Annotated in this window: 23 protein-coding genes and 1 pseudogene; 10 read left to right on the forward strand and 14 right to left on the reverse strand. The window is 63.7% G+C overall.

The window, feature by feature from the left end; genetic code table 11:
• Positions 1–103 precede the first annotated feature (103 nt).
• Positions 104–1,045, forward strand: coding sequence for a hypothetical protein (locus IC232_RS32075; RefSeq protein WP_210335364.1), 942 nt, complete (start codon positions 104–106; stop codon positions 1,043–1,045).
• A gap of 69 nt (positions 1,046–1,114) precedes the next feature.
• Complete coding sequence (locus tag IC232_RS32080; RefSeq protein WP_210335365.1) at positions 1,115–1,447, forward strand: hypothetical protein; 333 nt, start codon at positions 1,115–1,117, stop codon at positions 1,445–1,447.
• Positions 1,448–1,733: 286 nt separating this feature from the next.
• Here IC232_RS32080 and IC232_RS14235 read toward each other — a convergent pair whose 3' ends face one another.
• Positions 1,734–2,579 carry a class I SAM-dependent methyltransferase gene (locus IC232_RS14235; protein WP_190845648.1) on the reverse strand — a complete coding sequence of 282 codons (846 nt, stop codon included), beginning with the start codon at positions 2,577–2,579 and terminating at the stop codon, positions 1,734–1,736.
• Between the two features lie 102 nt (positions 2,580–2,681).
• Here IC232_RS14235 and IC232_RS14240 point away from each other — a divergent pair, with 102 nt between their 5' ends.
• Positions 2,682–4,724, forward strand: a complete 2,043-nt coding sequence (locus IC232_RS14240) for a transcriptional regulator (RefSeq protein WP_312895166.1) — start codon at positions 2,682–2,684, stop codon at positions 4,722–4,724.
• Between the two features lie 360 nt (positions 4,725–5,084).
• Here IC232_RS14240 and IC232_RS14245 read toward each other — a convergent pair whose 3' ends face one another.
• Entirely contained in the window at positions 5,085–6,497 is a 1,413-nt protein-coding gene (locus IC232_RS14245; RefSeq protein WP_312895167.1) for a PLP-dependent aminotransferase family protein, read from the reverse strand.
• Between the two features lie 104 nt (positions 6,498–6,601).
• Between IC232_RS14245 and IC232_RS14250 the strand changes: the two genes are divergently transcribed.
• Positions 6,602–7,531, forward strand: a complete 930-nt coding sequence (locus IC232_RS14250) for a DMT family transporter (RefSeq protein WP_190845649.1) — start codon at positions 6,602–6,604, stop codon at positions 7,529–7,531.
• A 22-nt stretch (positions 7,532–7,553) separates the two neighbouring features.
• On the opposite strand, the gene der is transcribed toward IC232_RS14250, so the two are convergent.
• The 3 genes from der to IC232_RS14265 form a co-directional block, all read right to left on the reverse strand.
• Positions 7,554–8,900: a ribosome biogenesis GTPase Der gene (gene der, locus IC232_RS14255; RefSeq protein WP_190845650.1), complete on the reverse strand. Its 1,347-nt coding sequence runs from the start codon at positions 8,898–8,900 to the stop codon at positions 7,554–7,556.
• 13 nt (positions 8,901–8,913) lie between these two features.
• Positions 8,914–9,588, reverse strand: a complete 675-nt coding sequence (locus IC232_RS14260; RefSeq protein ID WP_190845651.1) for a tetratricopeptide repeat protein — start codon at positions 9,586–9,588, stop codon at positions 8,914–8,916.
• Between the two features lie 86 nt (positions 9,589–9,674).
• Positions 9,675–10,265, reverse strand: coding sequence for an NnrU family protein (locus IC232_RS14265; protein WP_190845652.1), 591 nt, complete (start codon positions 10,263–10,265; stop codon positions 9,675–9,677).
• Between the two features lie 297 nt (positions 10,266–10,562).
• On the opposite strand from IC232_RS14265, the gene IC232_RS14270 reads away from it, so the two are divergent.
• Complete coding sequence (locus IC232_RS14270; RefSeq protein WP_190845653.1) at positions 10,563–11,192, forward strand: TRAP transporter small permease subunit; 630 nt, start codon at positions 10,563–10,565, stop codon at positions 11,190–11,192.
• A gap of 38 nt (positions 11,193–11,230) precedes the next feature.
• Positions 11,231–13,126 (forward strand): TRAP transporter large permease subunit, encoded by a 1,896-nt coding sequence (locus tag IC232_RS14275; protein WP_190845654.1) that lies wholly within the window; start codon positions 11,231–11,233, stop codon positions 13,124–13,126.
• A 465-nt stretch (positions 13,127–13,591) separates the two neighbouring features.
• Here IC232_RS14275 and IC232_RS14280 read toward each other — a convergent pair whose 3' ends face one another.
• From IC232_RS14280 to IC232_RS14300, 6 genes and pseudogenes are all read right to left on the reverse strand, one after another.
• Positions 13,592–13,939: an ArsC family reductase gene (locus IC232_RS14280; protein ID WP_190845655.1), complete on the reverse strand. Its 348-nt coding sequence runs from the start codon at positions 13,937–13,939 to the stop codon at positions 13,592–13,594.
• 65 nt (positions 13,940–14,004) lie between these two features.
• On the reverse strand, positions 14,005–14,454 hold the full coding sequence (rpiB, locus tag IC232_RS14285; RefSeq protein ID WP_190845656.1) for a ribose 5-phosphate isomerase B: 450 nt from the start codon (positions 14,452–14,454) through the stop codon (positions 14,005–14,007).
• Between the two features lie 61 nt (positions 14,455–14,515).
• Positions 14,516–16,072, reverse strand: coding sequence for a glutamine-hydrolyzing GMP synthase (guaA, locus tag IC232_RS14290; RefSeq protein WP_190845657.1), 1,557 nt, complete (start codon positions 16,070–16,072; stop codon positions 14,516–14,518).
• A gap of 216 nt (positions 16,073–16,288) precedes the next feature.
• Positions 16,289–16,882: a calcium-binding protein gene (locus tag IC232_RS32880; protein ID WP_281413391.1), complete on the reverse strand. Its 594-nt coding sequence runs from the start codon at positions 16,880–16,882 to the stop codon at positions 16,289–16,291.
• Positions 16,883–16,903: 21 nt separating this feature from the next.
• Positions 16,904–17,488: pseudogene (locus tag IC232_RS32885) on the reverse strand (calcium-binding protein); the annotation flags it as partial.
• 247 nt (positions 17,489–17,735) lie between these two features.
• Positions 17,736–19,031, reverse strand: a complete 1,296-nt coding sequence (locus tag IC232_RS14300) for an RsmB/NOP family class I SAM-dependent RNA methyltransferase (protein ID WP_190845659.1) — start codon at positions 19,029–19,031, stop codon at positions 17,736–17,738.
• A 122-nt stretch (positions 19,032–19,153) separates the two neighbouring features.
• Between IC232_RS14300 and IC232_RS14305 the strand changes: the two genes are divergently transcribed.
• Positions 19,154–19,303 (forward strand): hypothetical protein, encoded by a 150-nt coding sequence (locus IC232_RS14305; RefSeq protein ID WP_190845660.1) that lies wholly within the window; start codon positions 19,154–19,156, stop codon positions 19,301–19,303.
• 175 nt (positions 19,304–19,478) lie between these two features.
• Here the strand turns inward: IC232_RS14305 and IC232_RS14310 are convergent, their stop codons facing one another.
• Positions 19,479–19,910, reverse strand: a complete 432-nt coding sequence (locus IC232_RS14310) for an MAPEG family protein (protein ID WP_190845661.1) — start codon at positions 19,908–19,910, stop codon at positions 19,479–19,481.
• Between the two features lie 19 nt (positions 19,911–19,929).
• The gene (guaB, locus tag IC232_RS14315; RefSeq protein ID WP_190845662.1) at positions 19,930–21,423 is read right to left on the reverse strand and encodes an IMP dehydrogenase; all 1,494 of its coding nucleotides are present in this window, start codon (positions 21,421–21,423) and stop codon (positions 19,930–19,932) included.
• Between the two features lie 174 nt (positions 21,424–21,597).
• Between guaB and IC232_RS14320 the strand changes: the two genes are divergently transcribed.
• The 3 genes from IC232_RS14320 (at position 21,598) to IC232_RS14330 (ending at position 24,409) form a co-directional block, all read left to right on the forward strand.
• Positions 21,598–23,034, forward strand: a complete 1,437-nt coding sequence (locus IC232_RS14320) for a DHA2 family efflux MFS transporter permease subunit (protein ID WP_190845663.1) — start codon at positions 21,598–21,600, stop codon at positions 23,032–23,034.
• Between the two features lie 37 nt (positions 23,035–23,071).
• Complete coding sequence (locus IC232_RS14325; RefSeq protein ID WP_190845664.1) at positions 23,072–23,929, forward strand: dienelactone hydrolase family protein; 858 nt, start codon at positions 23,072–23,074, stop codon at positions 23,927–23,929.
• A gap of 189 nt (positions 23,930–24,118) precedes the next feature.
• Positions 24,119–24,409 carry a GIY-YIG nuclease family protein gene (locus IC232_RS14330; RefSeq protein WP_190845665.1) on the forward strand — a complete coding sequence of 97 codons (291 nt, stop codon included), beginning with the start codon at positions 24,119–24,121 and terminating at the stop codon, positions 24,407–24,409.
• Between the two features lie 45 nt (positions 24,410–24,454).
• Here IC232_RS14330 and IC232_RS14335 read toward each other — a convergent pair whose 3' ends face one another.
• Positions 24,455–25,390 (reverse strand): Gfo/Idh/MocA family protein, encoded by a 936-nt coding sequence (locus tag IC232_RS14335; RefSeq protein ID WP_190845666.1) that lies wholly within the window; start codon positions 25,388–25,390, stop codon positions 24,455–24,457.

Consider the following 25,390-nt stretch of genomic DNA (forward strand, 5'->3'; position numbering starts at 1 on the left):
GAACACCCTAGCCCGCTGGCCTGAGCGACATCCAGATGAGCCGAAGTCGGACTCTTCTGTATGATTTCATCCACTAGATAGTGCTGGCTTGATAGATCCATTCTTGAATGTTGATTCTCCTCTGTTCATAGACCCAATCTTGTTAGAAAAATCCAATATTCCGATTATTAAAACCGAGGCATATGAAGTATTTAGAACACATTTCTCAAGAATTATCAGATTACTTCTTATTTCAAAGAAAGAAGGAGACGCTCCATGGCGTGCAGCTCGACAACAGCTGAATCTTCGCGAGCCTCCTGAAAACGGCCTAGGATATGGGAGTGGTGATAGACCAGGAACTTCCCGCCCTGATACAATTCGGGAAACCATACTTCGAACTACAAAGGAGATTATTGAACTCGGCGCTAGCGATCCCGAAATGATTTCTTTGATAGGATTCTCTGAAGAAAACGTGGGTCCAGACACTATCAGTGATTTTACCACACGAGTTATAGCTCCTCAGCTAGCTCTTATTACGCATAATCTCTGTAAAGAGGCTAGTATTCCGACAAAGATATCAGCTCTAACGTCCGATATTGCTTTACCGCATTACAAAAATACTAAGGGGCAAGAGAGAGCTATTATGCTTGTTCCCCGTGATATTGTCCGCGAGTTGCCTGCTGCAAATAGCTGGTCGGATATTGAACAAGCTGCCAATGCCAATGCAGCGATACGAGCTAGAGTTAACGCTTTTCTCGCAGGTATCGTTAAGCCAACGGTGTCAGATAGAAAAGCCGCAGTACGTTTTGCCACTTTAGAATCTGCTCAACTCTTTGAATTATTTATCGCCGCAGTCAAAGAACATTCAACTTACTACGATCCAAATCACGATGCACTTGGTTATTACAAGCTGAAGGATATCATATCCAGTGATAAATATACTTTTAAGAGCACAAGAACTTATAATTTGAGCGAAGGAGTTCAGGAAGTAAGAAATGTAGTCACCGATACTATAAAAATGTTCAAGCATCATGTTGAAAATGGAAATTTGTGGGAAGAACTTTAAATTAATGGCAAGCCGAAAAAAGAAAGGGCGGCACAGTTAATCTATTTCGCTATTTCAGATTGTTTTTGCATGGCCAATAATGTTGATCTATCACCAGAAGCAAATATGGGAGGTGGACCTATCGACTTTAAATATTCTAAAGGATACAACGCAAGAATTCTTGTTGAAATGAAGAGATCTTCGGGGACAGTTGTGCATGGATATGAGAAACAACTAGAAATCTACAAAGACGCATCTCGCACTAATCATGGTATTTTCGTCGTAATTAATTATGGCGACATTGGAAATAAGCTTACTTCAATCCAGCGCATACGTGCAGATCGTATCAAAGCAGGAAAACCAGCTTCTGATATAGTAGTCATTGATGCTACCCCGAAACTGTCTGCGAGTAAGCGGCACTAATTCTTCTAAACATTGGCGGTGACAACGACGGGACGAATACCCTCCCCGTCATCCCCGGACTTGTTCCGGGGATCCACGTCTTTTCTCTTCTGCGGTTCCTGAAGACGTGGATGGCCGGAACAAGTCCGGCCATGACGACAGCGAGGTTTGTGAGAGCCGGTGAAACGCGGATGGCCGTAAACCAAATGCAGCCATGACGGCGAGGTGCGGGATGCATCTGATTGGGCGTTCTCGCGAACGGCTGCTCCACGGAAGGCGCCCGATGCGGGCGCCCTCCCCACCCCGCCTACCGCGTGATCACCACCTCGAGATATTCGCTCGGCACCACCATGGTGTCGTCGCCTGAGCGGTTGAACTCGGAGATGAGCCAGAGCAGGTCCTTGCGCAGGGCTTCCTGGGCTTCGGGCTGCAGGGCCGCGAAGGTTTTGAGCACCGGGCCGTAGAAGGTCTTGAACACCTCGAGGCAATGCTCGGGTGAGCGGTAGCGGAACACGAAGTGCTTGCGGCGCGCCTGGATGGCGGTGACGCCGTGGCCGAACAGGTGGTCGAGGTGCTCGCGCTGGCCCCACAGGGAGGGCGGGCGGATGCCGGCCGGCGGGGGCATGTGCCGGCCGATGGTCTTGAACATCTGGCCGATGAAGCCGTCGGGCGTCCAGTTCGCGAGGCCGATCTTGCCGCCCCGCCGGCACACGCGCAGCAGCTCGGCGGCGGCGCGCTCCTGGTCGGGGGTGAACATCACGCCGAAGGTGGACACGACCGCGTCGAAGCTTCCATTGGCGAACGGCAGAGCCTCGGCGTCCGCCTCCCGGATGGTGATCGGAAGACGCTCGGCCTCGGCCCTCTCCCGGGCGCGGACGAGGAGGGCCGGCACGTAATCGGTGGCGACCACGTCGCACCAGCGGCGGGCGGCGGCGAGCGACACGTTGCCGTTGCCGGCCGCCACATCGAGCACGCGCTGGCCGGCGCGCAGATCGAGGGCTTCGCACAGCTCCTCGCCGACGATCTGAAGGGTCGTTCCCACGACTGCGTAATCGCCCGACGACCACGCGCCCTGCTGGCGGGTCTTGATGGCGGCGAGGTCCGGTTGGACGGGTTGGGTTTCGTGGTTTATCGTGACAGCGGCATCAGCCATGACGGCCTCCCTTGGGGTGGATGGGCCCGCCCTTCGGCTTTCATCGCGCTTCAGACGCTTGGCCCATGGTTAAGACCGTAGCAGCCACACGTGGAGGTGAACGTGGGAGGCAGCGTGGGTTCGGCCGTGGAAACCGCCGACACCGCAGACCCAGGCGGCGCTGCGCCCGTCACCGTGCGGATGCTCGGGCCGCTCACCATCCTGCGCGGCGATGCCTCGGTCGCGCTGCCGGCCTCGCGCAAGGTGCGCGCGCTGTTCGCCTATCTCGCTCTTGCGCCCCATGCCGCCACGCGCAGCCATCTCTGCGAGTTGCTCTGGGACGTGCCGAACGATCCGCGCGGCGAGCTGCGCTGGTGCTTGAGCAAGATCCGCCGTCTCATCGGCGAGGCCAGCCGGATCGGGACGGAGGGCGACACGGTGAGCCTCGACCTCCAGGGCTGCCATGTGGATGCGCTGCAGCTCGATGGACTCGCCCGGCAGGGCATCGCGGTGCAGTCGTTGCCGGCCCTGTGCCGCATGGCCGACGGGTTCGCCGGCGAGTTTCTCGACGGCTTCACGCTGGACCGCAGCCCCGCCTTCAATGCCTGGCTCGTGGCGCAGCGGCGCCATTATCGCGGCCTCCAGACCCGGGTGCTGGAGCATCTGGCCGATCACCTGAGCGAGGCCGAGGCCGGGCGCTATCTCGAACGCTGGGCGGCGCTCTGTCCTCTCGACGATCGCGTCCATGCGCGGCTGCTGCGCATGCTGGCCCGCCAGCAGCGCGTGCAGGAAGGCAGGAGCCACCTCGACGCGGTCATCCGGCTGTTCGCCCAGGAGGGACTCAGCAGCGCGGCCCTGCGCGAGGTGTGGCGGGAGGCGATCATGCAGCCCCCTCGCCCGGCCCCGGCCCGGCCGATCCTTGTTGCCGACAGCACGCCGCCAGCGGCAGCCGACGAGGCTCCGGCGACACCGCAGCACGGCTCCATTGCGGTCATGCCCTTCGCGGACGAATCCGGCGCGCCACGTCTGCGCGGCGGCGTGGCGGATGCGCTCGTGCACGACGTGATCACGCGGCTCGCCAAGCTGCGCAGCCTCTTCGTGATCTCTCAAGGGTCGACCTTCGCGCTGCACGACAGGAACATCGCGCCGGACGAGGCCGGGCGTCTGCTCAACGTGGATTACGTGGTCAGCGGCTCGATCCGCCGCAGCCCGGGCCGTTTGGCCGTGCAGGTGGAGCTCGCCGAGGTGCGCACGGGGCGGATCGTCTGGGCGGACATCCTCAGCCATTCCATCGACGATGCGTTTCTGGTGCTCGACGAGATCGGCAACCGGATCGTGGCAACGGTGGCGAGCGAGATCGAGACGGTGGAGCGCAACCGCGCCATCCTGAAGCCGCCGAACTCCCTCGACGCCTGGGAGGCGCATCATCGCGGCCTCTGGCACATGTACCGGTTCAACAAGCAGGACAACGATGCGGCGCAACACTTCTTTGCGCAGGCGCTCAGCATCGACCCGACTTTTGCGCGCGCCTATGCGGGCCTGTCCTTCACGCATTTCCAGAACGCCTTCCAGGGCTGGACCGAACGGCGCTCGGAGGTCGACCATGCGTTCAGGGCCGCCGGCCAGGGGCTGATGATCGACGACCGCGACCCGGCCGGTCATCTGGCCATGGGCCGCGCCCTGTGGCTGCGCGGAAGCTACGACCAGACCCTGCGCGAGCTGGAGACGAGCGTGGACCTCTCGCCCAACTTCGCCATGGGCCATTACACCCTGGGCTTCGTCCACTCGCAGGCGGGCGATCCGGACACGGCGATTGCGGCCACTGACCAGTCGCGCCGCTTGAGCCCCTACGATCCGCTGCTGTTCGGCATGCTCGGCTCCCGCGCCATGGCGCTCATCCGCCTGGGGCGGTTCGACGAGGCGGCGGCCGCAGGCGTGACCGCGGCGAGCCGGCCGAACGCGCATGCCCATATCGCGGCGATTGCGGCGCTCGCCCTGTCGTTCGCCGGGCGCTTGGATGAGGCGCGCAACATGCTCGCGGGCATCCGCACCACCCTGCCCGGCTACGGGTTGCGCCATTTCCTGAGCGCCATGCAGCTCGGACCGGACGACCAAGCCCTGTTCCGTGAGGCCGCGCGACGGATCGGCATGGATGATGGACAGTAACGGCTTCCTTCGCTTTCCGCTTCACTGACCTCATCCTGAGGAGCAGCGCAGCTGCGTCTCGAAGGATCTTCCACTGCTCTCTGGAGCCTCCTTCGAGACGGCGCTTCGCGCCTCCTCAGAGACTGGCTCACAAAGGACCGGCAGCGCTCCTGACGTCATCACCGGCCTTGTGCCGGTGATCTCGGTGGCTTGAAGCGCAGAGCTTTTCCGCATCGAGATGGCCGGGACGAGCCCGGCCATGACGGAAACCGAGACGTGTTCCTCTTTATGAGCCAGCCTCTCAGGATGAGGCAGAGGGAGACGCAATGGATGAAGACATGGATGGCTGCAACAAGTGCGGCCATGACGATGAGGGTTTCTTCACTGCGCCGCCAAGCGCATCGCGTTTCCGAGCACCGCGAACACCCGATTATCCGTGCATTGGGCCACGTTGAAGCGCATGTAGCTTCTGGCCATCTGCGCCGGGCTGAACACGTTGCCGGGAGCGAGCACCACGTCCTCGTTCAGCGCGTGGCGCGCGACAACGGCAGCGTCGAGATTGTCGGGCAGGCGGCACCAGAGGAGCATGCCGGCTTTCGGCACGATCCAGGGCGTGATGCCCAGCGCCTGAAGGCGCGGGATGACGGATGCCATGGCCTTCGCAAGCCGCGTGCGCAAGGAGTCCAGGTGCTTGCGATAGCCGCTGCTGCCAAGAACACCGAGGACCAGCTCTTCCGCGAGGCGGTTGCTGGAGAAGCCCGTGGCGATCCTCAAGTCAGTGAGCTTGTCGATCCAGTCCGGCCGCGCGGCGATGTAGCCGCAGCGGAACGAGGCCGAGAGGGTTTTCGAGAAGCTGCCGATGCGCACAACGCGGTCCAGGCCGTCGAGAGCAGCGAGACGCGGTGCGGCGTCGTGCTCGAAATCGGCAAAGATGTCGTCCTCGACGACCGTGAGGCCGTGCTGCTCGGAGAGCTTGAGCAGGCGGTGCGCGGTCACGGTGGAGAGCGTAGCTCCCGTCGGGTTGTGCAGGCCGGAATTGGTGATGTAGAGGCGCGGCTTGTGCTCAGCGAGCGCCTGCGCGAAGGCGCCGAGATCGGGGCCTGTCGGGGTCATCGGCACGCCGACCACCGTCACCTGGTGCGCCCGCAGCAGGGCCAGGAAGTTGAAGTAGCAGGGGTCATCCACCAGCACCGTGTCGCCGGGCTGGACCAGCAGCCGGCACACGAGGTCGATGGCCTGCGTGCCGGAATCCGTCAGCAGGATCCGGTCGAATGCTGCCTCGACACCCTGCTCTGCCAGCCGCCGCGAGAGAAAGCCGCGCAAGGCGGGAAGTCCCAGGGGCGTGCCGTAATCGGTGAGGCCCGTCGCGTCCTTCGTGCGCGCCAAACCGCGCAGGGCGCGGCGGATCTCGTCCTCGGGCATCCAGGAATCCGGCAGCCAGCCGCAGCCGGGTTTCAGCACCGCCCCTCGCGCCTCCAGGGATTGCCGCGAGACCCAGAACGGATCCACCGCCCGGTCGAGGCGCGGGGCGAGCTCGGCCAGCGACAGGGGCGCCAGCTTCGCCGCGCTGTAGAAGCCGGAGCCCGGCCGGGAGCGGATGACGCCTTCGGCCGCCAGCCTGTCATAGGCCTCCACCACGGTTGATTTCGACACCTGCATGGTTTGGGCGAGCGCGCGGATAGACGGCAGCTTGCCGCCCGGCGTCAGCGCACGGCTGGCAATCCGGTGGCGGACCGCCGCCATGACCTGCTCGACGAGGGTGCCGTCGTGTTTGGTAAGGGTGAGATCGTCCACTGTACCGCCCGTCGTTCCATGACAGTTCGGCTCAACCGTACTGCACCGTCCCTGGAAATGCCATGCCGCTCGGGCTGAGATCGCGACGCGGCGGAGGATGGTGCATGGACAGGACGACCGAAGGGTGGATCAGCGGCTTTCTCGGGGTGCTGATCTTCAGCGGCTCGCTGCCGGCAACCCGTATCGCCGTGCTCGACATCGACCCGCTGTTCCTGACCCTGGCCCGGGCCACGATCGCCGGGCTTCTGGGCGCGGCGCTGCTCGTCGCGTTGCGCGAGAAGCGGCCCGCGACGAGCGACCTCCTGCCGCTCGCCATCGTGTCGCTGGGCGTGGTGGTGGGCTTTCCGCTGCTGACAGCGCTCGCCCTGCAGCACATCACCTCGGCCCAATCCATCTGCTTCGTGGGCCTGCTGCCGCTGGCAACGGCTGTGTTCGGCATCCTGCGCGGCGGCGAGCGGCCGAGGGCCGCCTTCTGGATCTTCTCCGGACTCGGTGGCGCCCTGGTGGCGGGCTTCGCCCTGGTCCAGGGAGGCGGGGCCTCCCCGGTCGGCAGTCTTCTCATGATCGGTGCGATCCTGGCGTGCGGGCTCGGCTATGCGGAGGGCGCGAAGCTCTCGCGCCGCTTGGGCGGCTGGCAGGTGATCTCCTGGGCGCTCGTTCTCTCCCTGCCGCTCACGGCTGGCCTGATGCTGTTCAACCTTCCCGCCTCCTGGAGCGGGATCGGCGTCCCTGCTTGGCTTTCGCTGGCTTACGTATCCCTGTTCTCGATGCTGATCGGCTTCGTGTTCTGGTATCGCGGCCTGGCGCTCGGCGGCATCGCGGGCGTGTCGCAGCTCCAGCTGCTCCAGCCCTTCTTCGGGCTGATGCTGGCCGCTTTGCTTCTCAATGAGGCCGTCGGCTGGGGCATGGTCGCCGTCAACGTCGCGGTGATCGCCTGCGTGGCCGGGGCGAAGCGTTTCGCCTCGGATCCGCGGGGGCAAGCGCTGGCGGGAGACGCTGCAAGAGGTGGATGGCCGGAACAAGTCCGGCCATGACGATGGAGGCGCTGAGGTTTCTCTAAGACCTCTTGTCCTTGTCGAACGGGTTCGACCCCATGCGCAGGGACACGCGGATGGGTGTGCCCGGCAGGTCGAAGGCTTCGCGGATGCTGTTGACGAGGTAGCGGGTGTAGCTCTTCGGCAGGGCATCGAGCTGGTTGCCGAAGATGGCGAAGTGCGGCGGGCGCGCCTTGATCTGCGTCATGTAGCGGATCTTGATCCGGCGGCCGGAGACGGCCGGCGGCGGGTTGGCGTCGATGGCTTCGGAGAGCCACTGGTTGAGCCGCGCGGTCGAGATGCGGGTGTTCCACTTCTCGTAGACGTGCAGCACCGCCTTCATGAGCGGATCGATGCCGCTGCCGGCAAGGCCCGACAGGGGAACGACCGGAGCGCCGCGCACCTGCGGCAGCAGGCGGGTGGCCTTCTCCTTCAGGTCCGCGAGCAGGCCCTTCTGGTCGGCCACGAGGTCCCACTTGTTGAGGCCGATCACGAGGGCGCGGCCCTCCTGCTCCACCAGGTCGACGATGGTCAGGTCCTGCTTCTCGAACGGGATCGTGGCGTCGAGCAGGATGACCACCACTTCGGCGAAGCGCACGGCGCGCAGGGCATCGGCCACGGAGAGCTTTTCGAGCTTGTCCTCGACCCGGGCGCGCTTTCTGATGCCCGCGGTGTCGAACAGCTTGATCGATTTCCCACGCCATTCCCAATCGAGCGAGATGGAGTCGCGGGTGATGCCGGCCTCGGGGCCGGTGAGCATGCGGTCCTCGCCCACCATGCGGTTGATCAGCGTGGACTTGCCCGCATTGGGCCGCCCGACGATGGCCACCTGCAGGGGCTTGTTCGGGTCGTCCTCGTCCTCCACCTCGTCCGGATGGGGGAAGTGAGGCATCAGGGCTTCGAACAGGTCGGCCATGCCCTCGCCGTGCTCGGCGGAGAGCGGCACGGGATCGCCGAGGCCCAGCGAGAAGGCGTCGTAGGCGCCCGCCATGCCGCTGGAGCCCTCGGCCTTGTTGGCGATGAGGATCACGGGCTTGCCGGAGCGGCGCACCATCTCGGCGAAGGGCCGGTCGGCGGGCAGAACGCCCGCACGCGCGTCGATCACGAAGAGGATCACGTCGGCATCCACGATAGCAGCCTCGGTCTGGGCGCGCATGCGGCCGAGCAGCGACTCTTCCGTCGCCTCTTCCAGGCCGGCCGTATCGATGATGCGGAATTCGAGATCGCCGAGGCGCGCCTCGCCCTCGCGGCGGTCGCGGGTCACGCCGGGGCGGTCGTCCACGAGCGCCAGCTTCTTGCCGACGAGACGGTTGAACAGAGTCGATTTGCCGACATTCGGCCGCCCGACAATGGCGACGGTGGGCGTCATGTCTTGTCCTATCTTACTGCGTGGCCTGAACCGGACCGCCCGCCACGAGAGCCGTGTAGACGGCAAGGCGCTGCCTCAGGGCGGAGGGCGTCTCGCGGTCGGCGGCGATCTGGTCGAACCAGCGGCCGGCATAATCCATGTCACCGGCCTTAAGACCGGATAGCCCCAAGAGTTCCCTGGCGGAATGGCGCCAGGCATTGGCGGGAGCCGCGAGCGGCTCGATGGCCTGGCGCAGGGCGGCGGGCTCCGCGGTGTCGAGGCGCAGCCATGCGGCGCGCAAGCGGGCCAGATCCTTCCAGACAGCAGGCAGGGCCGAGTCGTTGGCCAGGGCATCGTAGGCCGAGGCGCCGTTCTCGGCGTTCTGCTTGCCGAGTTCGGCGGCAAGCCGGAAGCGGGCCAGCATGGCATAGCCGGTGCCGGAATCCTGCTTCATGACGTTCTCGAGGGCTCCTTGAGCCTCCTGGCCCTTATCCTCGGAGGACAGGCGCAGCGCCTCCTCGTAGCGAACAGCCGCTTCCTGGGCGAGGTTCTGCTGCCGGTACTGCCAGAAGCGCCAGCCGCCGACGCCGGCCACGACGAGTACGACCACCGCAATGATGATGCCGTTGTAGCGCTCCCAGACCTTGGCGAGCTGGTCGCGGCGGTATTCCTCATCGACTTCGCGAATGAACTCGTCGTTCTGAGCCATCGTGTCTCTCACGCGGCCTTAAGCGGCCGCCTCCAAAAATCCGAAGGGGGTCGCCTAACATAGACAACCTCACAAGGCGAGAGGCTTCATGCCCGCATGGGGAGAACGGGCACGCCGATCAGCCAGGGATGGAGCCAGAACACGAAAGCGAGATACACGACCACGCCGATCGCCACGGCCAGGATGTCGTTGCGCCAACCCGCGGGCGCCGCCGTGCCGCCGTGCTGGGCCGCTACGTCCCGGCGCTTGGTGCTGATGCGGGCCAGCACCGCCCAGACGAGGAACGAGCCGAAGAGCAGGATCGACCCGAGATCACCGTTGGCGAGAAGGTGCGCCAGCGCCCAGATCTTCACGCCCGCCAGCATGGGATGCTTGAGCCGCGCCTTGATATGGCCGGGCAGGTAGGCCGCCACGAAGCAGATGAAGGCGATGAGCACCAGCAGCAGCGCGAGGTGCCGTGTCCAGACCGGCGGGTCCCAGACCGGGATGTAGCCACCCGCCCGGTACTGCCCGTAGCCGATGGAAACCAGGACGATGCCCGCCAGAGACACGAGGGAGTAGAGCCCCTTGTAAGGCCCCTCCCCGATCCTGCCGATGAGCGCGGCGCGGCGCCCCCGCGCCATGCTGAAGGCATGGGTGCCGAGAAAGATCACAAGACCGAGAACGAGCAGCGTCACAGGAAGCCTCCGAGGCCAGGAACTTATCGCAGTCTCCCTGGAATAAACCAACCGTGGCCTTTGGGAAGATCGGCCGGGCCGCAAAAATGCCTAAAGGTCGCAGGTTGTAAGTTTCCGTTCGTCCTCAAAGCCTTGGACCGCCTAAACTTTTAACAGAAGAGCCTCTTGCGGCACGAAAATTTCCCCGCTAGGACCCCTCAAAACCTTGCCTACGACTAAAACGGCACTAGCAGGGCCGCTTCAAGTTCGATAGCTAGGCCGCAAGATTTCAACCAACAGGTTCTAAGGGGGAGACAGGTGACGGCACTTCTTGGGCTATCCCGTGTCATCGACTCGATCAACGAACGCATCGGCAAGGTGGCCGCCTGGGCCATCGTGGTGGCCATTCTGGTGTCCGCCATCAATGCCATCATCCGGCGCATCTTCGGCGTCTCGTCCAATGCCTGGCTCGAACTGCAATGGTACCTGTTCGGCGCCGTGTTCATGCTCTGCGCCGCCTGGACCCTGAAGGCCAACGAGCACATCCGCATCGACATCATCTCGAACAAGCTCACGAAGCGCGGGCGCGACACGATCGACCTGATCGGCCACCTGTTCTTCCTGCTGCCGTTCCTGGCGCTGATGCTTTATCTGGCCTTCCCGTATTTCTTCAACTCCTACCGCTCCGGCGAGGTCTCCTCCAATGCCGGCGGCCTGCTGATCTGGCCGGCCAAGGGCCTCATCCTCCTGGGCTTCATCTCGCTGGCCTTCCAGTGGCTGAGCGAGCTCATCAAGCGCGTGGCGATCATGAACGGCCAACTGGTCGACGAGCATGATCATGCGGGCGCTCATGCGGCCGCCGAGGCCGAGGCCGAGCGGCTGATCGCGGAACTGGCCGACACCACCACGACCAAGGGCGGCGAGCCTCCGGGCGACGGCATCCGCTGACGCCCCTCGCCTGATCAGAATTCCGGAGTCTCACGTCCATGGCTGCATTCATTGCCCAGAACCTCGCACCGATCATGTTCGGCGCGCTGGTGATCTTCCTTCTCCTCGGCTATCCGGTGGCCTTCGCGCTCGCGGCCAACGGCCTGCTGTTCTTCTTCATCGCGGTTGAGCTCGCTCCCTTCGCACCGGCCAACATCAACCTGTCGTGGCCGCTCCTGCAGGCCCTGCCGGACCGCATCTACGGCACCATGTCGAACGAGGTGCTGCTGGCGATCCCGTTCTTCACCTTCATGGGCTACATCCTCGAACGCTCCGGCATGGCGGAGGACCTGCTCGACACCATCGGCCAGCTCTTCGGGCCGCTGCGCGGCGGCCTCGCCTATGCGGTGATCTTCGTGGGCGCGCTGCTCGCCGCCACCACGGGCGTCGTGGCCGCCTCCGTGATCTCCATGGGCCTCATCTCGCTCCCCATCATGCTGCGCTACGGCTATGACCGGCGCCTTGCGTCCGGCGTCATCGCAGCCTCGGGAACGCTCGCTCAGATCATCCCGCCCTCGCTCGTTCTCATCGTCATGGCCGACCAGCTCGGCCGCTCGGTGGGCGACATGTACGAAGGCGCGTTCCTCCCCGGCATCATTCTCGCCGGCCTCTATGCCGGCTACGTGCTGCTCGCCTCGCTCATCGACCCGAAGGCCGCACCCGGCCTGCCCCTCGAAGCCGTCGGCTTCCGCGAGCCCAACGGTTCGCGCGGCGTGTGGCAGCTCGGTGTCCTCGTGCTGTTCTCGGGCCTCGTCGGCTACTATGTCCTGTCGCAGACCAACACGAAGGCCGGCGCGGACTTCGTGATCCTGACGATCTGCGTCGGCACCGTCGTCGCCCTCATCTGCGCCCTCATGAACAAGGTTCTCGGCGCCAAGCGCATCGCAATTTCCGCGGTGCTGACCGTGCTCCTCGTCGGCGGCTATGTGGTTCTGAACAACCAGGGCCATGAGAATCTGGCGCTCACGCTGGAGATGGTGATTGCCGGCGCGGTCTATGCGCTCGTGGTCGGCATCGTCGAGCGGTTCACCGGCCTGCGCCTGATGTCCAACATGGCGCAGCAGACCACCTTCGTGATGGTGCCGCCGCTCCTGCTCATCTTCCTCGTGCTCGGCACCATCTTCATCGGTCTGGCCACGCCGACCGAGGGCGGCGCCATGGGCGCGCTGGGCTCCGTCATCCTGGCGGCGGTCAAGCGCCGGCTCGACAACAACCCGAACCGCTTCAACTTCACCATCGTGCGTCAGGCCACGGAAGCGACCGCGAAGCTCTCGGCCTTCGTGCTCTTCATCCTGATCGGCGCCCGCGTGTTCTCGCTGACCTTCTACGGGGTGAACGGGCACGTGTGGGTCGAGCACCTGCTGACCTCGCTTCCCGGCGGCCAGGTGGGCTTCCTGATCGTGGTCAACATCCTGGTGTTCCTGCTGGCCTTCTTCCTCGACTTCTTCGAGCTGGCCTTCATCGTGATCCCACTGCTCGGACCCGCGGCCGAGAAGCTTGGGATCGACCTGATCTGGTTCGGCGTGATGATGGGCGTGAACATGCAGACCTCGTTCATGCACCCGCCTTTCGGCTTTGCCCTGTTCTTCCTGCGCTCGGTGGCCCCCAAGGTGCCGTATACCGACCGCCTCACGGGCAAGCGCATGGAGCCGGTGACCACGGGCCAGATCTACTGGGGCGCCATTCCGTTCGTGGTGATCCAGCTGATCATGGTGGCGATCGTGGTCATCTTCCCGGGCATCGTCACGCACTACAAGTCGGCCGGCCCCGTAGTCGATCCGGCAGCCGTGCAGCAGAAGCTCGACCAGCTTCTCGTGCCCGGCCTCGGTGCCCCCGGCAGCGAACCGGGCGGCCTCCCCGGCCTGAACTTCGACGAGCCGCCGAAGATCCAGTAAGGCGGCTGGTCTCAGACATGACAAAGGCGGGCTTCGCGGCCCGCCTTTTTGTTTGACCTGATTGTCTCTCACAGCTGCTGAACCGCACACGCTATCATCCCCGCGAAGGCGGGGATCCATAGCCACGGCACCTTAGGAAAAAGCGATCGGCGCTGCGTGCTATCCTGCACCGTCAGCGTTTATGGATCCCGGGCTCCGCTGCGCGGCCCCGGGATGACACCCATCTCGTCATGGCCGGGCTCGTCCCGGCCATCCACGTCTTTATCTGCCACTCAACCTCATCCTGAGGAGGATTGCGCAAGCAATCCGTCTCGAAGGAGGATCCAGTGCTCACTGAAACCTCCTTCGAGACGCAGACTTTGTCTGCTCCTCAGCATGGAGGTTGCAATACTCTTCGCTCCTAAAACGTGGATGCCCGGCACAAGGCCGGGCATGACGAGAAAACTTCAGGATTGAGAGCGCCCTTTATCTAACTGCGGCCTCATACATCTCCGGCTTGAAGCCGACAAGAAGACGTCCATCAAGGTCGAGCACAGGACGTTTTATCATGGAAGGCTGGTCGAGCATGAGCGCCAGCGCCCTGCTCTCATCCAGACCTGCTTTGTCGGCGTCGGGAAGCTTACGGAAAGTGGTTCCGGCTCGGTTGAGCAGCGTCTCCCACCCCACTGAACGCGCCCAGCCTTCGAGCCGTGCCCGGTCGATACCTTCAGCCTTGTAGTCGTGAAACGTGTAGGCCACGCCTTTGGCATCGAGCCAGACGCGCGCCTTCTTCATCGTGTCGCAGTTCTTGATGCCGTAGAGCGTCACTGCCATCGCTTATTCCTGATCGGTTATTCGGATGAAACCTTTTCCATCGAAAGAAGGAGCAAAGAACGGCGCTACCCCTCCAGTGCATCAATCATCTCCACCCGCGTCGCATGCCGACCGCCTTCGAACTGAGCGGCCAGGAAGGCATCCACGATATCGAGCGCAAGCCCTTCGCCGACCACGCGCACGCCAATCGACAGCATGTTGGCATCGTTGTGCTGGCGGATCATGCGGGCTGAGAATGTGTCGGCGCAGACACCGCAACGGATGCCCTTCACTTTGTTCGCCGCCATCATGATACCCTGACCGGTACCGCAGAGGATGATGCCGAACCGGCAATCACCGGAAGCAACGAGCCGCGCCGCCGCTTCGCCGTGATGAGGATAATGTGTGCTTTCCGGCGTTGTCGGTCCGATATCGACCGCCACCCAGCCACGCGTCGCGATATGAGCGGCAATAGTCTGCCGGAGCTCAATGGCAGCGTGGTCGCTGGAAAGGACGACGCGGTTGCTTGCACTCATGGAAAAAGTCGTCTCGTTCCGAAAGTAATCTGGCGGCTGGACCGAGGTGATAACTCACCCCTCACTCCCACTCGATGGTGCCCGGTGGCTTCGAGGTGATGTCGTAGGTGACGCGGTTGATGCCCTTCACCTCGTTGATGATGCGGGTGGCAACACGGCCGAGGAAGGTCATGTCGAAGGGGTAGAAATCCGCCGTCATACCGTCGATGGAGGTGACGGCGCGCAGGGCACAGACGTGGTCGTAGGTGCGCGCATCGCCCATGACGCCCACGGTCTTCACCGGCAGCAGCACGGCGAAGGCCTGCCAGATCACGTCATAGAGGCCGGCGTTGCGGATCTCTTCGAGGTAGATCGCATCGGCCTTGCGTAGGATGTCGAGTTTTTCGCGCGTAATCTCGCCGGGCACGCGGATGGCAAGGCCCGGGCCCGGGAAGGGGTGGCGGCCGACGAAGGCATCGGGCAGGCCGAGCTCGCGGCCGAGCACCCTCACCTCGTCCTTGAACAGCTCGCGCAAGGGCTCCACGAGCTTCATTTTCATGCGCTCAGGAAGCCCGCCCACGTTGTGGTGGCTCTTGATGGTGACCGATGGGCCACCCGTGAAGGAGACGCTCTCAATCACGTCGGGATAGAGGGTACCCTGTGCGAGGAAGTCCGCGCCGCCGATCTTCTTGGCCTCCTCGTCGAACACGTCGATGAAGAGCCGGCCGATGGTCTTGCGCTTCACCTCCGGGTCCGACACGCCCTCGAGCGCGCCGATGAACAGGTCCTGCGCCTGCACGTGGACGAGCGGGATGTTGTAGTGGTCGCGGAAAAGCGTCACCACCTGCTCGGCTTCCGCTGCGCGCAGCAGGCCGTGATCGACGAACACGCAGGTGAGCTGGTCGCCGATGGCCTCGTGGATCAGCACCGCCGCCACCGCCGAGTCGACGCCGCCGGACAGGCCGCAGATCACCCGGCCGGTGCCGACCTGGGCGCGGATGCGCTCGATGGCCTCCTCGCGGAAGGCTTTCATGGTCCAGTCGCCCCGGCAGCCGGCGATGTCGCGGACGAAGTTGCGGATGAGCTGGGCGCCCTGCGGCGTGTGCACCACCTCCGGGTGGAACTGCACGCCGTAGAACTTGTGCGCCTCGTCGGCCACCACCGCGAAGGGGGCGTTCTCGGACGCTGCCAGAACCTCGAAGCCCTCGGGCAGCTTGGTCACCCGGTCGCCATGGCTCATCCACACGGGATATTTCTTGCCGACCTGCCACACGCCCTGGAAGAGCGGGCTCTCGGACAGGACCTCGATCTCAGCCCGACCGAACTCGGAATGGTGCCCGCCCTCGACCTCGCCGCCAAGCTGCGCCGCCATGGTCTGCTGACCGTAGCAGATGCCGAAGACAGGAAGGTCCGTGTCGAACAGTTCCTGCGGGGCTCGCGGTGAGATGCTCGAGGTGACCGATTCCGGCCCCCCTGAGAGGATCACGCCCTTGGGCTTCATCGTCCTGATAGCCTCGGCGGCCTTCTGGAACGGCACCACCTCCGAATAGACCCCGTCCTCCCGCACGCGCCGGGCAATGAGCTGGGTCACCTGGGAGCCGAAATCGATGATCAGGATCTTGTCGTGGGTCTGGGTCATGGTGTGTCGCGCGGGCCCTGAGCGGAGGAGCGAAAAAGCCCCCGTGCTTTACCCTCATATCGGGCCGGATGTCATGTTTTTTGAGCTTTGAACGCTCCAAGTCCCACGTTTTTGATGGCTTGGCCATCGGCCCGGAGCACGTGCTCCCGTCAAACAGAAGCCCCGGCTGACGGCAGGTCAGCCGGGGCTCAGGTGATTGCTTTCGGGATCCGTTGCCTAGAACACGAAGAAATCGTCGTTCTTCAGCCCGACCTTCGGAGTCATGCGGGCGAATTGAACCTGAGCAGCAACTCCGTTCCCGTCTGGATCGTAATAGACCGCGCCCGTCACCTTGTCGTAGATGATACGGTCGTTGCTGTCGTGAGCCTCCATTCCTCTGTGGAAGGCCGCGTCCGTGAGGCGCCCGCGCGCCAATCCGGTAAAGATCGCATCGTCGAGCCGGATCGTGTCGTTCTTGATCGAGAAGCTTCGGATCCGGTCCACGTTCTCCAGAGCGTTCAGGGTGCTGTCGAACGTGAAGACGTCGCGTCCCGCGTCTCCCTGCAGCAGGTCGTTTCCATAACCACCACTCAGGTTGTCGTTCCCCGATCCGCCGATCATCGTATCATTCCCGAGCCCGCCGATGAGCCTATCGTTGCCCGCCTGCCCCTGCAGGTTATTCGCTCCATCGTCGCCTATGAGGCGATCCGCGAAGCGAGTGCCGATGACGCCTTCAATACCTGTGTAGGTATCCCCAAAAGCATTGGTGCCTGCATTGCCGCCGGGCGTAGCGAGGTTGACGACCACTCCCCTGGAACCGGTGTGATACATGTCGTAGCGAACGTAGTCGAAGCCGCCGCGACCATCGAGAGTATCGGCGCCGCGTCCGCCGACCAGGACATTGTTGAAGTCATTGCCGATCAGCGTGTCGGCAAAGTCGCTGCCCTGAAGGCCCTCGATCGCAATGTAAGTATCGCCGGCGGCATGTCCGGTATTCACGGACGGGTCCGCGAGACTGGCGGTCACGCCGGTGGGAGCAGCCTTGTAGCGCGCGAAATCGAACCCGCGGCCCCCATTGAGAATATCAGCCCCGGTCACTCCTTCAAGAACGTTGTCCCGGGAATTACCTGTGAGATTGTCATCGAAACGGCCACCCCTGAGGCGCTCGATGGACGAGTACCGGTCTCCTGAGGCTTCGCCCGTGTTCTGAGCCGGACTGCCGAGGCTTACAGTAACGGCCGTTGTTGCGTCCCGATAATCGGCCCAGTCCTCACCGAGTCCACCGATGAGACGGTCGCGGCCTGGCCCGCCGCGGAGAAGATCGTCACCCAATCCGCCATTCAGAACGTCATTGCCCCGTCCGCCGACGATGGTATCGTCTCCCCCGAGGCCATCAAGGGTGTCGCCCAGCCTCGTTCCCCTCAAGGCATCGCCGCGATTGGTTCCTGTGCTTACCGCCGCTGTTGTTCTCCTTTGGCAGTCGCCCCCCTCCGAAGATTGATTTTTTGCCGCGAGATTAGATTTGTCTGTGAGACCGGCAACAACTCTTAATGTCTAAGCACATTGAGCATGCGGAATGCTTCCGCTTTCATTCCTGCTTACTCAGAAGCCCAGGCTGAAAGCCTCTGATTTCGGCAGACTTTCAATCCCTTCGGGACTAATCCTGGAGAAAAATTGTTCGCCTTCAGGCCTTCCGAAGAACAGCGATGAAGAAGCCGTCGGTGCCGGTCTGCTGCGGTGTCAGCTGGAGGCCATAGGCGGTCCGGCGGGTGGCGTTCTTGAGGAAGCCGAGCTCCGACTTGCCCAGCAACTCCTCATGGGCGACCGGCTTGAAGCCCTCGTGACGCTCCAGGAAGCCTGAGAGCGCGTCATCGTTCTCCTCAGGCAGGATCGAGCATGTGATGTAGACGATGCGGCCGCCCGGCTTCACGAGCCCTGCCGCCCGGTCGAGCACCGTCGCCTGCTCCTTGCGCCGAACCTCCAGGCTGCCGGGCCTGAGGCGCCATTTCGCATCCGGGTTGCGCCGCCAGGTGCCCACGCCCGTGCAGGGCGCGTCCACGAGAACGCAGTCCATCCGTCCATCGAGATCGGTCACCGCATCGGCCTTGGCCCTTGGCGTGCGGACCTGGACGTTGCGGACGCCTGCCCTGGTCAGGCGGTCGTGGATCGGCGCGAGACGGCGCGCGTCGTTGTCGGTGGCGTAGATCTGGCCGTGGTTGTCCATCAGGGCCGCGAGCGCCAGGGTCTTGCCGCCGCCGCCCGCGCAGAGATCCACCACCTGCTCGCCGGGCTTGGCATCGGCGAGCAGCGCCACGAGCTGCGAGCCCTCGTCCTGGATCTCGACCCAGCCTTTCAGGAACTCAGGCTCCGACTGCACGGCGGGACCGCGCCCGTCCTCGCCCGGCATGATCCGCAATCCGTAGGGCGAGAGCGGCGTCTCGACGGCGCCCAGATGCGGCAGGGCATCATGCGCCTCCTCGCGGGAGGAGACCTTGAGGGTGTTCACCCGCAGGTCCAGGGGCGCACGGGTGGCAAGCGCCTGCATCTCGGGCACGAGCTCGTCGCCGAGAAGCCTCTGGAGCGAGGGCTCGATCCAATCAGGGAAATCGCCGGCCACAGGGGCGGGGGCGCCGGAGAGATCGGCCTTGTCCAGCCGCTCACGCTCAACGTCGGAGAGCGGCTCCGGTGCGAAGCGCTCGCCCGAGCAGAGCGCCGCAATGTCATCGACACCGAGCCCGCGCTGCAGCCGCAGCATGCCGAGCATGACAGCCCGCGGGGCGGTGTCCCCCATGATCCAGCCGGCGGAAGCCTTCCGGCGCAGGGCGTCGTAGACGAGGCTTGCGATGGCGGCGCGGTCCTTGGAGCCGGCGAAGCGATGCGACAGGCCCCAATCCTTGAGGGCATCGGTGGCCGGGCGGCGCCGGGCGTCGATATCGGCCAGGACCTCGATGGCGGCGGAGATGCGGGCGGCAGGTGTCATGAGAAAAGCACACTCGAGCTTGGCCGTAGATACGACACAATGTTTCCTATTTTCCGTCCCCATCGAAAGTGGATGGTGAGGGGCGTGCATTCCGCACGATTCCTCACTTGGAGCCACTTTCCATGTTGACCCGACTGACCCGCGGCCTCGTCGCCGTCGGCCTGACCCTCGCCATCGCCGCCTGCGCCACCGCCCCGGCCGCCGACCTGACGCCGCCTCCCATGAAGCAGACCGACGCCAAGACCCAGCTCGAAAGCGGCCGGAAGTACTGAGCCTCTATCACATTCTCACTTCAAAAGTCTGGCAGACCACGCGTTGCCAACTCTCTGCACGTCATCACCGGCCTCGTGCCGGTGATCCCGATTGGAAAGGCACGAAGCTTTTCGGATCGGGATGGCCGGCACAAGGCCGGCCATGACGTGAAGGGCAATGCTTGATCGACCGACTTTAAACGCCGGCCTCCACCGCAAAGATGCGGATGGCGAAAATGATCCACATGGCCGCCAGGATCAGCACCCCGACCAGGAAGGCCATGAAACGAAGGGAGATCTTATTCGAGGTCGTATGGATCGCCGCGTGAACCAGGCGGCTCACCACGAACATCCAGGACATGACCACGAACAGCATGTCCGCCTTGCGGGTGATCAGCGCCAGCGCCACCAGGGCATAGAACAGCACCGGCAGCTCGAACTGGCTGTGATACGAGTTCTGGATCTGCGTGACGCGGCTGGGCCAGTTGCGCTCGCCCAGGGCAATGTCCCTCACCTTCACCTCGCCCTTGCGAAGATGGCCGACCCGGGTCCGGCCCATCCAGAACAGCAGGATCAGGGTGAGCCCGACCTGGACGAGGACGGGCAGGATGACGGCGGAGATGCTCATGTGGTGACTCGCGTTAAGCTTAGCTGCGAGTCGGATAGTTAGGACTTTCCCGCGTGATCGTCACGTCGTGAACGTGGCTCTCGCGCAGGCCCGCGGAGGTGATGCGGATGAACTGCGCCTTGTCGCGGAACTCCGGCAGGGTCGCGGCGCCCACATAGCCCATAGAGGCGCGAAGGCCGCCGGTGAGCTGGTGAAGCACGCTGGCCACCGGCCCCTTGTAGGCCACTTGGCCCTCAATGCCCTCCGGCACGAGCTTGAGGGTGTCGCGCACCTCCGCCTGGAAATAGCGGTCGGCCGAGCCGCGGGCCATGGCGCCCACGGAGCCCATGCCGCGATAGGCCTTGTAGGAGCGGCCCTGGTACAGGAAGGTCTCGCCGGGGGTCTCATCCGTGCCGGCGAGCAGCGAGCCCACCATGGCGCAGGAGGCGCCGGCGGCGAGCGCCTTGGCGAGATCGCCCGAGAACTTGATGCCGCCGTCGGCGATCACCGGAATGTCGGCCAAGGCCGCCGCTTCGACGGCCTCCATAATGGCCGTGAGCTGGGGCACGCCCACGCCCGCCACGATCCGCGTGGTGCAGATGGAGCCCGGCCCGATCCCGACCTTGATCGCGTCCGCACCCGCATCGATCAGCGCCTGGGCGCCCTCGCGCGTCGCCACGTTGCCAGCGATCACCTGAACGGCGTTGGAGAGCTTCTTCACACGGGTGACGCTCTCCAGCACTTTCACGGAATGACCGTGGGCGGTGTCCACCACCACCACGTCGCAGCCCGCATCGATGAGGCGTTCGGCGCGCTCAAAACCCTGCTCGCCCGTGGTGGTGGCGGCAGCCACCAGGAGGCGGCCTTGCGAATCTTTGGCGGCGTTCGGGTAGGCCACCTGCTTCTCGATGTCCTTCACGGTGATCAGGCCGATGCAGCGGAAGTGATCGTCGACGACCAGGAGCTTCTCGATGCGGAACTGATGCAGGAGGTGGCGGGCCTCGTCCTGGCTCACGCCCTCACGGACTGTGATCAGCCGGTCCTTGGTCATGAGCTCCGAAACCTTCTGGCTCGGATTGCTGGCGAAGCGCACGTCACGGTTGGTGAGGATGCCGATGAGCTTGCCCTTGGCGCCGCCGGGGCCGCGCTCTACCACCGGAATCCCGGATATGCCGTGATGTTTCATCATCGACAGCGCATCGGCCAGCGTCTCGTCGGGATGAATGGTGATGGGGTTCATCACCATGCCGGACTCGTAGCGCTTCACGAGGCGCACCTGCTCGGCCTGGGCGTCGGGCTCGAGATTGCGGTGGATGACGCCCAAACCCCCGTTCTGGGCCATGGCGATGGCCATGCGGGCTTCCGTCACCGTGTCCATGGCGGAGGCGATGATCGGCATGTTGAGGCGGATGGTCTTGGTGAGCTTGGTGGCGACGTCCACGTCGCTGGGGAGAACTTCGGAGCGGCCGGGCCGGAGCAGCACGTCATCGAAGGTCAGTCCCTCGATGATCTTATCGGCGAATACAGAGGCCATGGCCAACTCCTTAGACAGCTGCGCGTATGACGAAATAACGCTTTGGCGGGTTGGCACGGGTCCGTAGCACGGCGTTTCAATTTCGCAAAGGGTTCAGAGCCGCATCCCCAGAAGATCTGCAATGCGCCTGTTTGCCCTTTGCATCGGGGTTACACAGCGCTATGTCCGGCGGTCATGCGTCAATCCCGCCTTCTCCCGCTGATCATCGCGACGGCCCTGTTCATGGAGAACATGGATTCGACCGTGATCTCCACATCTCTGCCGATGATCGCGCAGGACCTGGGAACGGAGCCCATCGCCCTCAAGCTGGCACTGACCTCTTATCTGGTGAGCCTTGCCATCTTCATCCCGATCTCGGGCTGGATGGCCGACAAAAACGGGGCCCGGACCATTTTCACCGCCGCCATCGGGGTGTTCATGGCGGGTTCGCTTGCCTGTGCCTGGGCCAATTCCCTCGAATGGTTCGTGTTCTCCCGCTTCGTTCAAGGCGCCGGCGGGGCCATGATGGTGCCGGTGGGGCGCCTGGTGCTCCTGCGCAGCGTCGCCCGCAGCGAGGTGGTGCAGGCGCTGGCGACTCTCACGATCCCGGCGCTGATCGGCCCCATCATCGGGCCACCGCTCGGGGGCTTCATCACCGAGTATTTCCACTGGCGCTGGATCTTCTTCATCAACATCCCCATCGGGATTCTCGGGATCGTGTGCGCCCTCATGTTCGTGCCGAACATCAGGGAGGACGACACGCCGCCGCTCGACCTCATCGGCTTCCTGCTGACCGGGGTCGGTTTCTCCCTGCTGATGCTCGGCTTCTCCACCACGGGACAGCATCTCATCCCGGCCGAGCTCTCGCTCGGATGCACGGTGATCGGCGCCATCAGCTTGGTTCTCTATGTCTTTCACGCCAGGCGCACCGCCTACCCGGTCCTTCAACTGAGCCTTCTGAAGGTGCCGACCTTTCGCGTCAGCGTCCTGGGCGGCTCGCTCTTCCGCATCGGCATCGGGGCAATCCCGTTCCTGCTCCCGCTGATGCTGCAGGTGGGATTCGGCTTGGGTCCCCTGGCTTCGGGCTCGCTCACCTTCATCGCGGCCGTGGGCGCGCTGTTCATGAAGACCATGGCCAAGCGCATCCTCGAGCGCACGGGCTTTCGCAGGCTGCTCACCATCAACGCCTTCATCGGCGCTGCTTTCGTTGCGGCCAATGGGTTCTTCACCCCCGAGACGCCGCACTGGATCATCATGATCTTTCTGCTGATCGGCGGCTGCTTCCGCTCGCTGCAGTTCACCAGCCTGAACGCCATCGGCTACGCGGAGATCTCCAACCGCGAGATGAGCTACGCTACGAGCCTGTCGAGCGCCATCCAGCAGGTCTCCCTCAGCATCGGCGTGGCGTTCGGAGCCTTCGTGCTGGAAATGGCTTCCACCTACGACGGTACGCCTGGGATCACGGCCGCCGATTTCGGACCCGCCTTTTGGGCGGTCGCCACCATCTCGGCTCTGTCGGGTTTCATCTTCGCCCGCCTCTCGCCGAATGCGGGCGCCGAGATGTCGGGACACAAGATTGTGAAGGATCGACCGCCCTCCACCGGCCTCGGGGACGGTGCGTCGGGCCGCTAAGCTGCGCTAGCATCCCGGCAATGACCGGGAGGACAAGATGGACCAGCGCATCATCGATCTCTACGACGACTTCACCCATGGCGGCATGAGCCGCCGCTCCTTCCTCGACAAGCTGGCGGCTCTCGCCGGCAGCGCGGCCGGTGCGGCAGCCATCCTGCCGATCCTGCAGAACAACTACGCCCACGCCCAGACCGTGCCGGAGACCGACCCACGGATCACCACGGAGTCCGTGGACGTTCCCGGCGCCCAGGGCCTCAAGGCCTATCTGGTGAAGCCGAAGGATGCCGCCGGCAAGTTGCCGACCGTAATCGTCATCCACGAGAACCGGGGGCTGAACCCGCATATCAAGGACGTGACCCGCCGCATGGCGACGGAAGGCTTCATCGCTTTGGGTGTGGATTACCTCTCGCCCATGGGCGGCACGCCCGCCGACGAGGACAAGGGCCGTGAGATGATCGGCCAGTTGAAGCAGCCGGACGTGATCGCCAACGGAAAGGCGGCGGTGGCCTACCTGAAGGGCCGCCCGGACGGCAACGGCAAGGTCGGTGCCATCGGCTTCTGCTGGGGCGGCGGCGCGGTGAACAACCTCGCGGTCAACGAACCGGATCTCGATGCGGGCGTGGCCTATTACGGCGGCCAACCCAAACCTGAGGACGTGCCGAAGATCGAAGCCGCCATGATGATGCATTACGGCGGCCTCGACGAGCGCATCAATGCAGGCATTCCGGCTTATGAGGCAGCGCTGAAGCAGGCGGGCAAGACGTACGAGATCCACGTCTACGAGGGCGCCAACCACGCCTTCAACAACGACACCAACGCGGCGCGCTACGACAAGGCGACGGCCGATCTGGCGTGGAGCCGGACGGTGGCGTTTTTGAAGAAGAATTTGGGTTAGTCCAACTCAGACAGCGTCATCCCGGGGCTGCTCGTGCACCCACCTCGTCATCACCGGCCTTGTGCCGGTGAACCCAATTGATTGAAGCGCCGTGCTTCTCAGCGTCGGGATGGCCGGGACAAGCCCGGCCATGACGTGGAGGAGTGGTAACGGCTTGCTCTTACTGGAAGAGTGCGTCAGTCTCAGATTATGAGACTGTATCACGTCTACATCCTTGCAAGCCGGCCCGGCGGCGCGCTCTATGTCGGCGTTACAAACGATCTGGCACGGCGGGTGTGGGAACATAAGACGGGACGCGGCAGCGATCATGTCAGGCGCTACAGGATCGACCGCCTCGTCTATTACGAGAGCTACCCAAGCATCGCGGATGCCATTCAACGCGAGACATCGATCAAACGCTGGCCGCGCGTTTGGAAAACCAACCTGATCGTTGGGATGAACCCGACGTGGCGTGATCTCTACGAGGAGTTGAACGCCTGATCTCCTCACGTCATGGCCGGGACGAGCCCGCCCATGACGTCGAGACTAATCCTCGAACGCCTCGACCTGGACCCGCCTGCCCACCATGAACGCATCGGCCACGAGGCGGAACGGGGCGTCGTCGACCTCGGAGTGGCCTATGGTCAGCAGGGCATTGAAGCGCCGGTAGATGCCCTGGTATTCGGCTGGGTCTTCATGAACCATCAGTCGCCCGTTGAGCTCAAGACAGCTGCCGCCATGGGTGAGTTTGAGGGTCAGGCCGGCCTCGGTCTCCACCTCAATGTCCCAGGTCTGCGGGCCGGTCTGGCGCCAGTCGAACACCGCCTGGAGATCGCCCTGCCCGTGGCTCATGGAGAAGGCGAGGTTCGCGGCGATCGGTGCATCGCGGTTGGCCGGGAACTCCAGGCTGGATGACTTGATGAAAACCGGCTCCGGCATGATGCGGGTGACGATGGAAAGCGCATTGATGCCGGGATCGAAGACCCCGAAACCGCCCGCCTCCCAGATCCATTGCTGCCCCGGATGCCAGTGCCGGACATCCTCCTTCCAGGTCACCAGAAGACGCTTGATCGACCAGCCGGCAAGCGCCTTCTTGGCCTCCTCGACGGCCTTGTTGTACTGGGCATGCCAGGTGGTGAAGACCACCTTGCCGACCTTCGCGGCCAGCACCCTCAGATCCTCGAGCTCGCTCAACGTCGCGGCCGGCGGCTTTTCCAGCAGCACACTCTTGCCGGCGAGCAGCGCCTCGCGGGCGATCTGGTGCCGAACCTGCGGCGGCGTGCAGATTGACACCGCATCCAGATCCGGCAGCTTCAGAAGCTCACGGTAGTCCTGGAAGGTGTATTTCGCATCCTCGTGCGAGAGCCCACGCGTGCTCGACACGGCGAGAAGCTCGAAATCCGGGTTGGCCTTGATCACGGGCAGATGCTGATCCTGCGCGATCTTGCCGAGGCCGATGATGCCGATGCGGTGCACTGCCAT

This window comes from Microvirga sp., assembly GCF_014699075.1.
GTDB lineage: Bacteria > Pseudomonadota > Alphaproteobacteria > Rhizobiales > Beijerinckiaceae > Microvirga.

Coding starts and splice junctions, on each gene's coding strand:
- IC232_RS14325 (WP_190845664.1), top strand. CDS start 23,072: ATGGACCAGCGCATCATCGATCTCTACGACGACTTCACCCATGGCGGC.
- IC232_RS14320 (WP_190845663.1), top strand. CDS start 21,598: ATGCGTCAATCCCGCCTTCTCCCGCTGATCATCGCGACGGCCCTGTTC.
- der (WP_190845650.1), bottom strand. CDS start 8,900: ATGACGCCCACCGTCGCCATTGTCGGGCGGCCGAATGTCGGCAAATCG.
- IC232_RS32880 (WP_281413391.1), bottom strand. CDS start 16,882: ATGTATCACACCGGTTCCAGGGGAGTGGTCGTCAACCTCGCTACGCCC.
- IC232_RS32080 (WP_210335365.1), top strand. CDS start 1,115: ATGGCCAATAATGTTGATCTATCACCAGAAGCAAATATGGGAGGTGGA.
- IC232_RS14305 (WP_190845660.1), top strand. CDS start 19,154: ATGTTGACCCGACTGACCCGCGGCCTCGTCGCCGTCGGCCTGACCCTC.
- IC232_RS14280 (WP_190845655.1), bottom strand. CDS start 13,939: ATGGCAGTGACGCTCTACGGCATCAAGAACTGCGACACGATGAAGAAG.
- IC232_RS14250 (WP_190845649.1), top strand. CDS start 6,602: ATGGACAGGACGACCGAAGGGTGGATCAGCGGCTTTCTCGGGGTGCTG.
- IC232_RS14275 (WP_190845654.1), top strand. CDS start 11,231: ATGGCTGCATTCATTGCCCAGAACCTCGCACCGATCATGTTCGGCGCG.
- IC232_RS14330 (WP_190845665.1), top strand. CDS start 24,119: ATGAGACTGTATCACGTCTACATCCTTGCAAGCCGGCCCGGCGGCGCG.
- rpiB (WP_190845656.1), bottom strand. CDS start 14,454: ATGAGTGCAAGCAACCGCGTCGTCCTTTCCAGCGACCACGCTGCCATT.
- IC232_RS14260 (WP_190845651.1), bottom strand. CDS start 9,588: ATGGCTCAGAACGACGAGTTCATTCGCGAAGTCGATGAGGAATACCGC.
- IC232_RS14310 (WP_190845661.1), bottom strand. CDS start 19,910: ATGAGCATCTCCGCCGTCATCCTGCCCGTCCTCGTCCAGGTCGGGCTC.
- guaA (WP_190845657.1), bottom strand. CDS start 16,072: ATGACCCAGACCCACGACAAGATCCTGATCATCGATTTCGGCTCCCAG.
- IC232_RS14335 (WP_190845666.1), bottom strand. CDS start 25,390: ATGGCAGTGCACCGCATCGGCATCATCGGCCTCGGCAAGATCGCGCAG.
- IC232_RS14300 (WP_190845659.1), bottom strand. CDS start 19,031: ATGACACCTGCCGCCCGCATCTCCGCCGCCATCGAGGTCCTGGCCGAT.
- IC232_RS14235 (WP_190845648.1), bottom strand. CDS start 2,579: ATGGCTGATGCCGCTGTCACGATAAACCACGAAACCCAACCCGTCCAA.
- guaB (WP_190845662.1), bottom strand. CDS start 21,423: ATGGCCTCTGTATTCGCCGATAAGATCATCGAGGGACTGACCTTCGAT.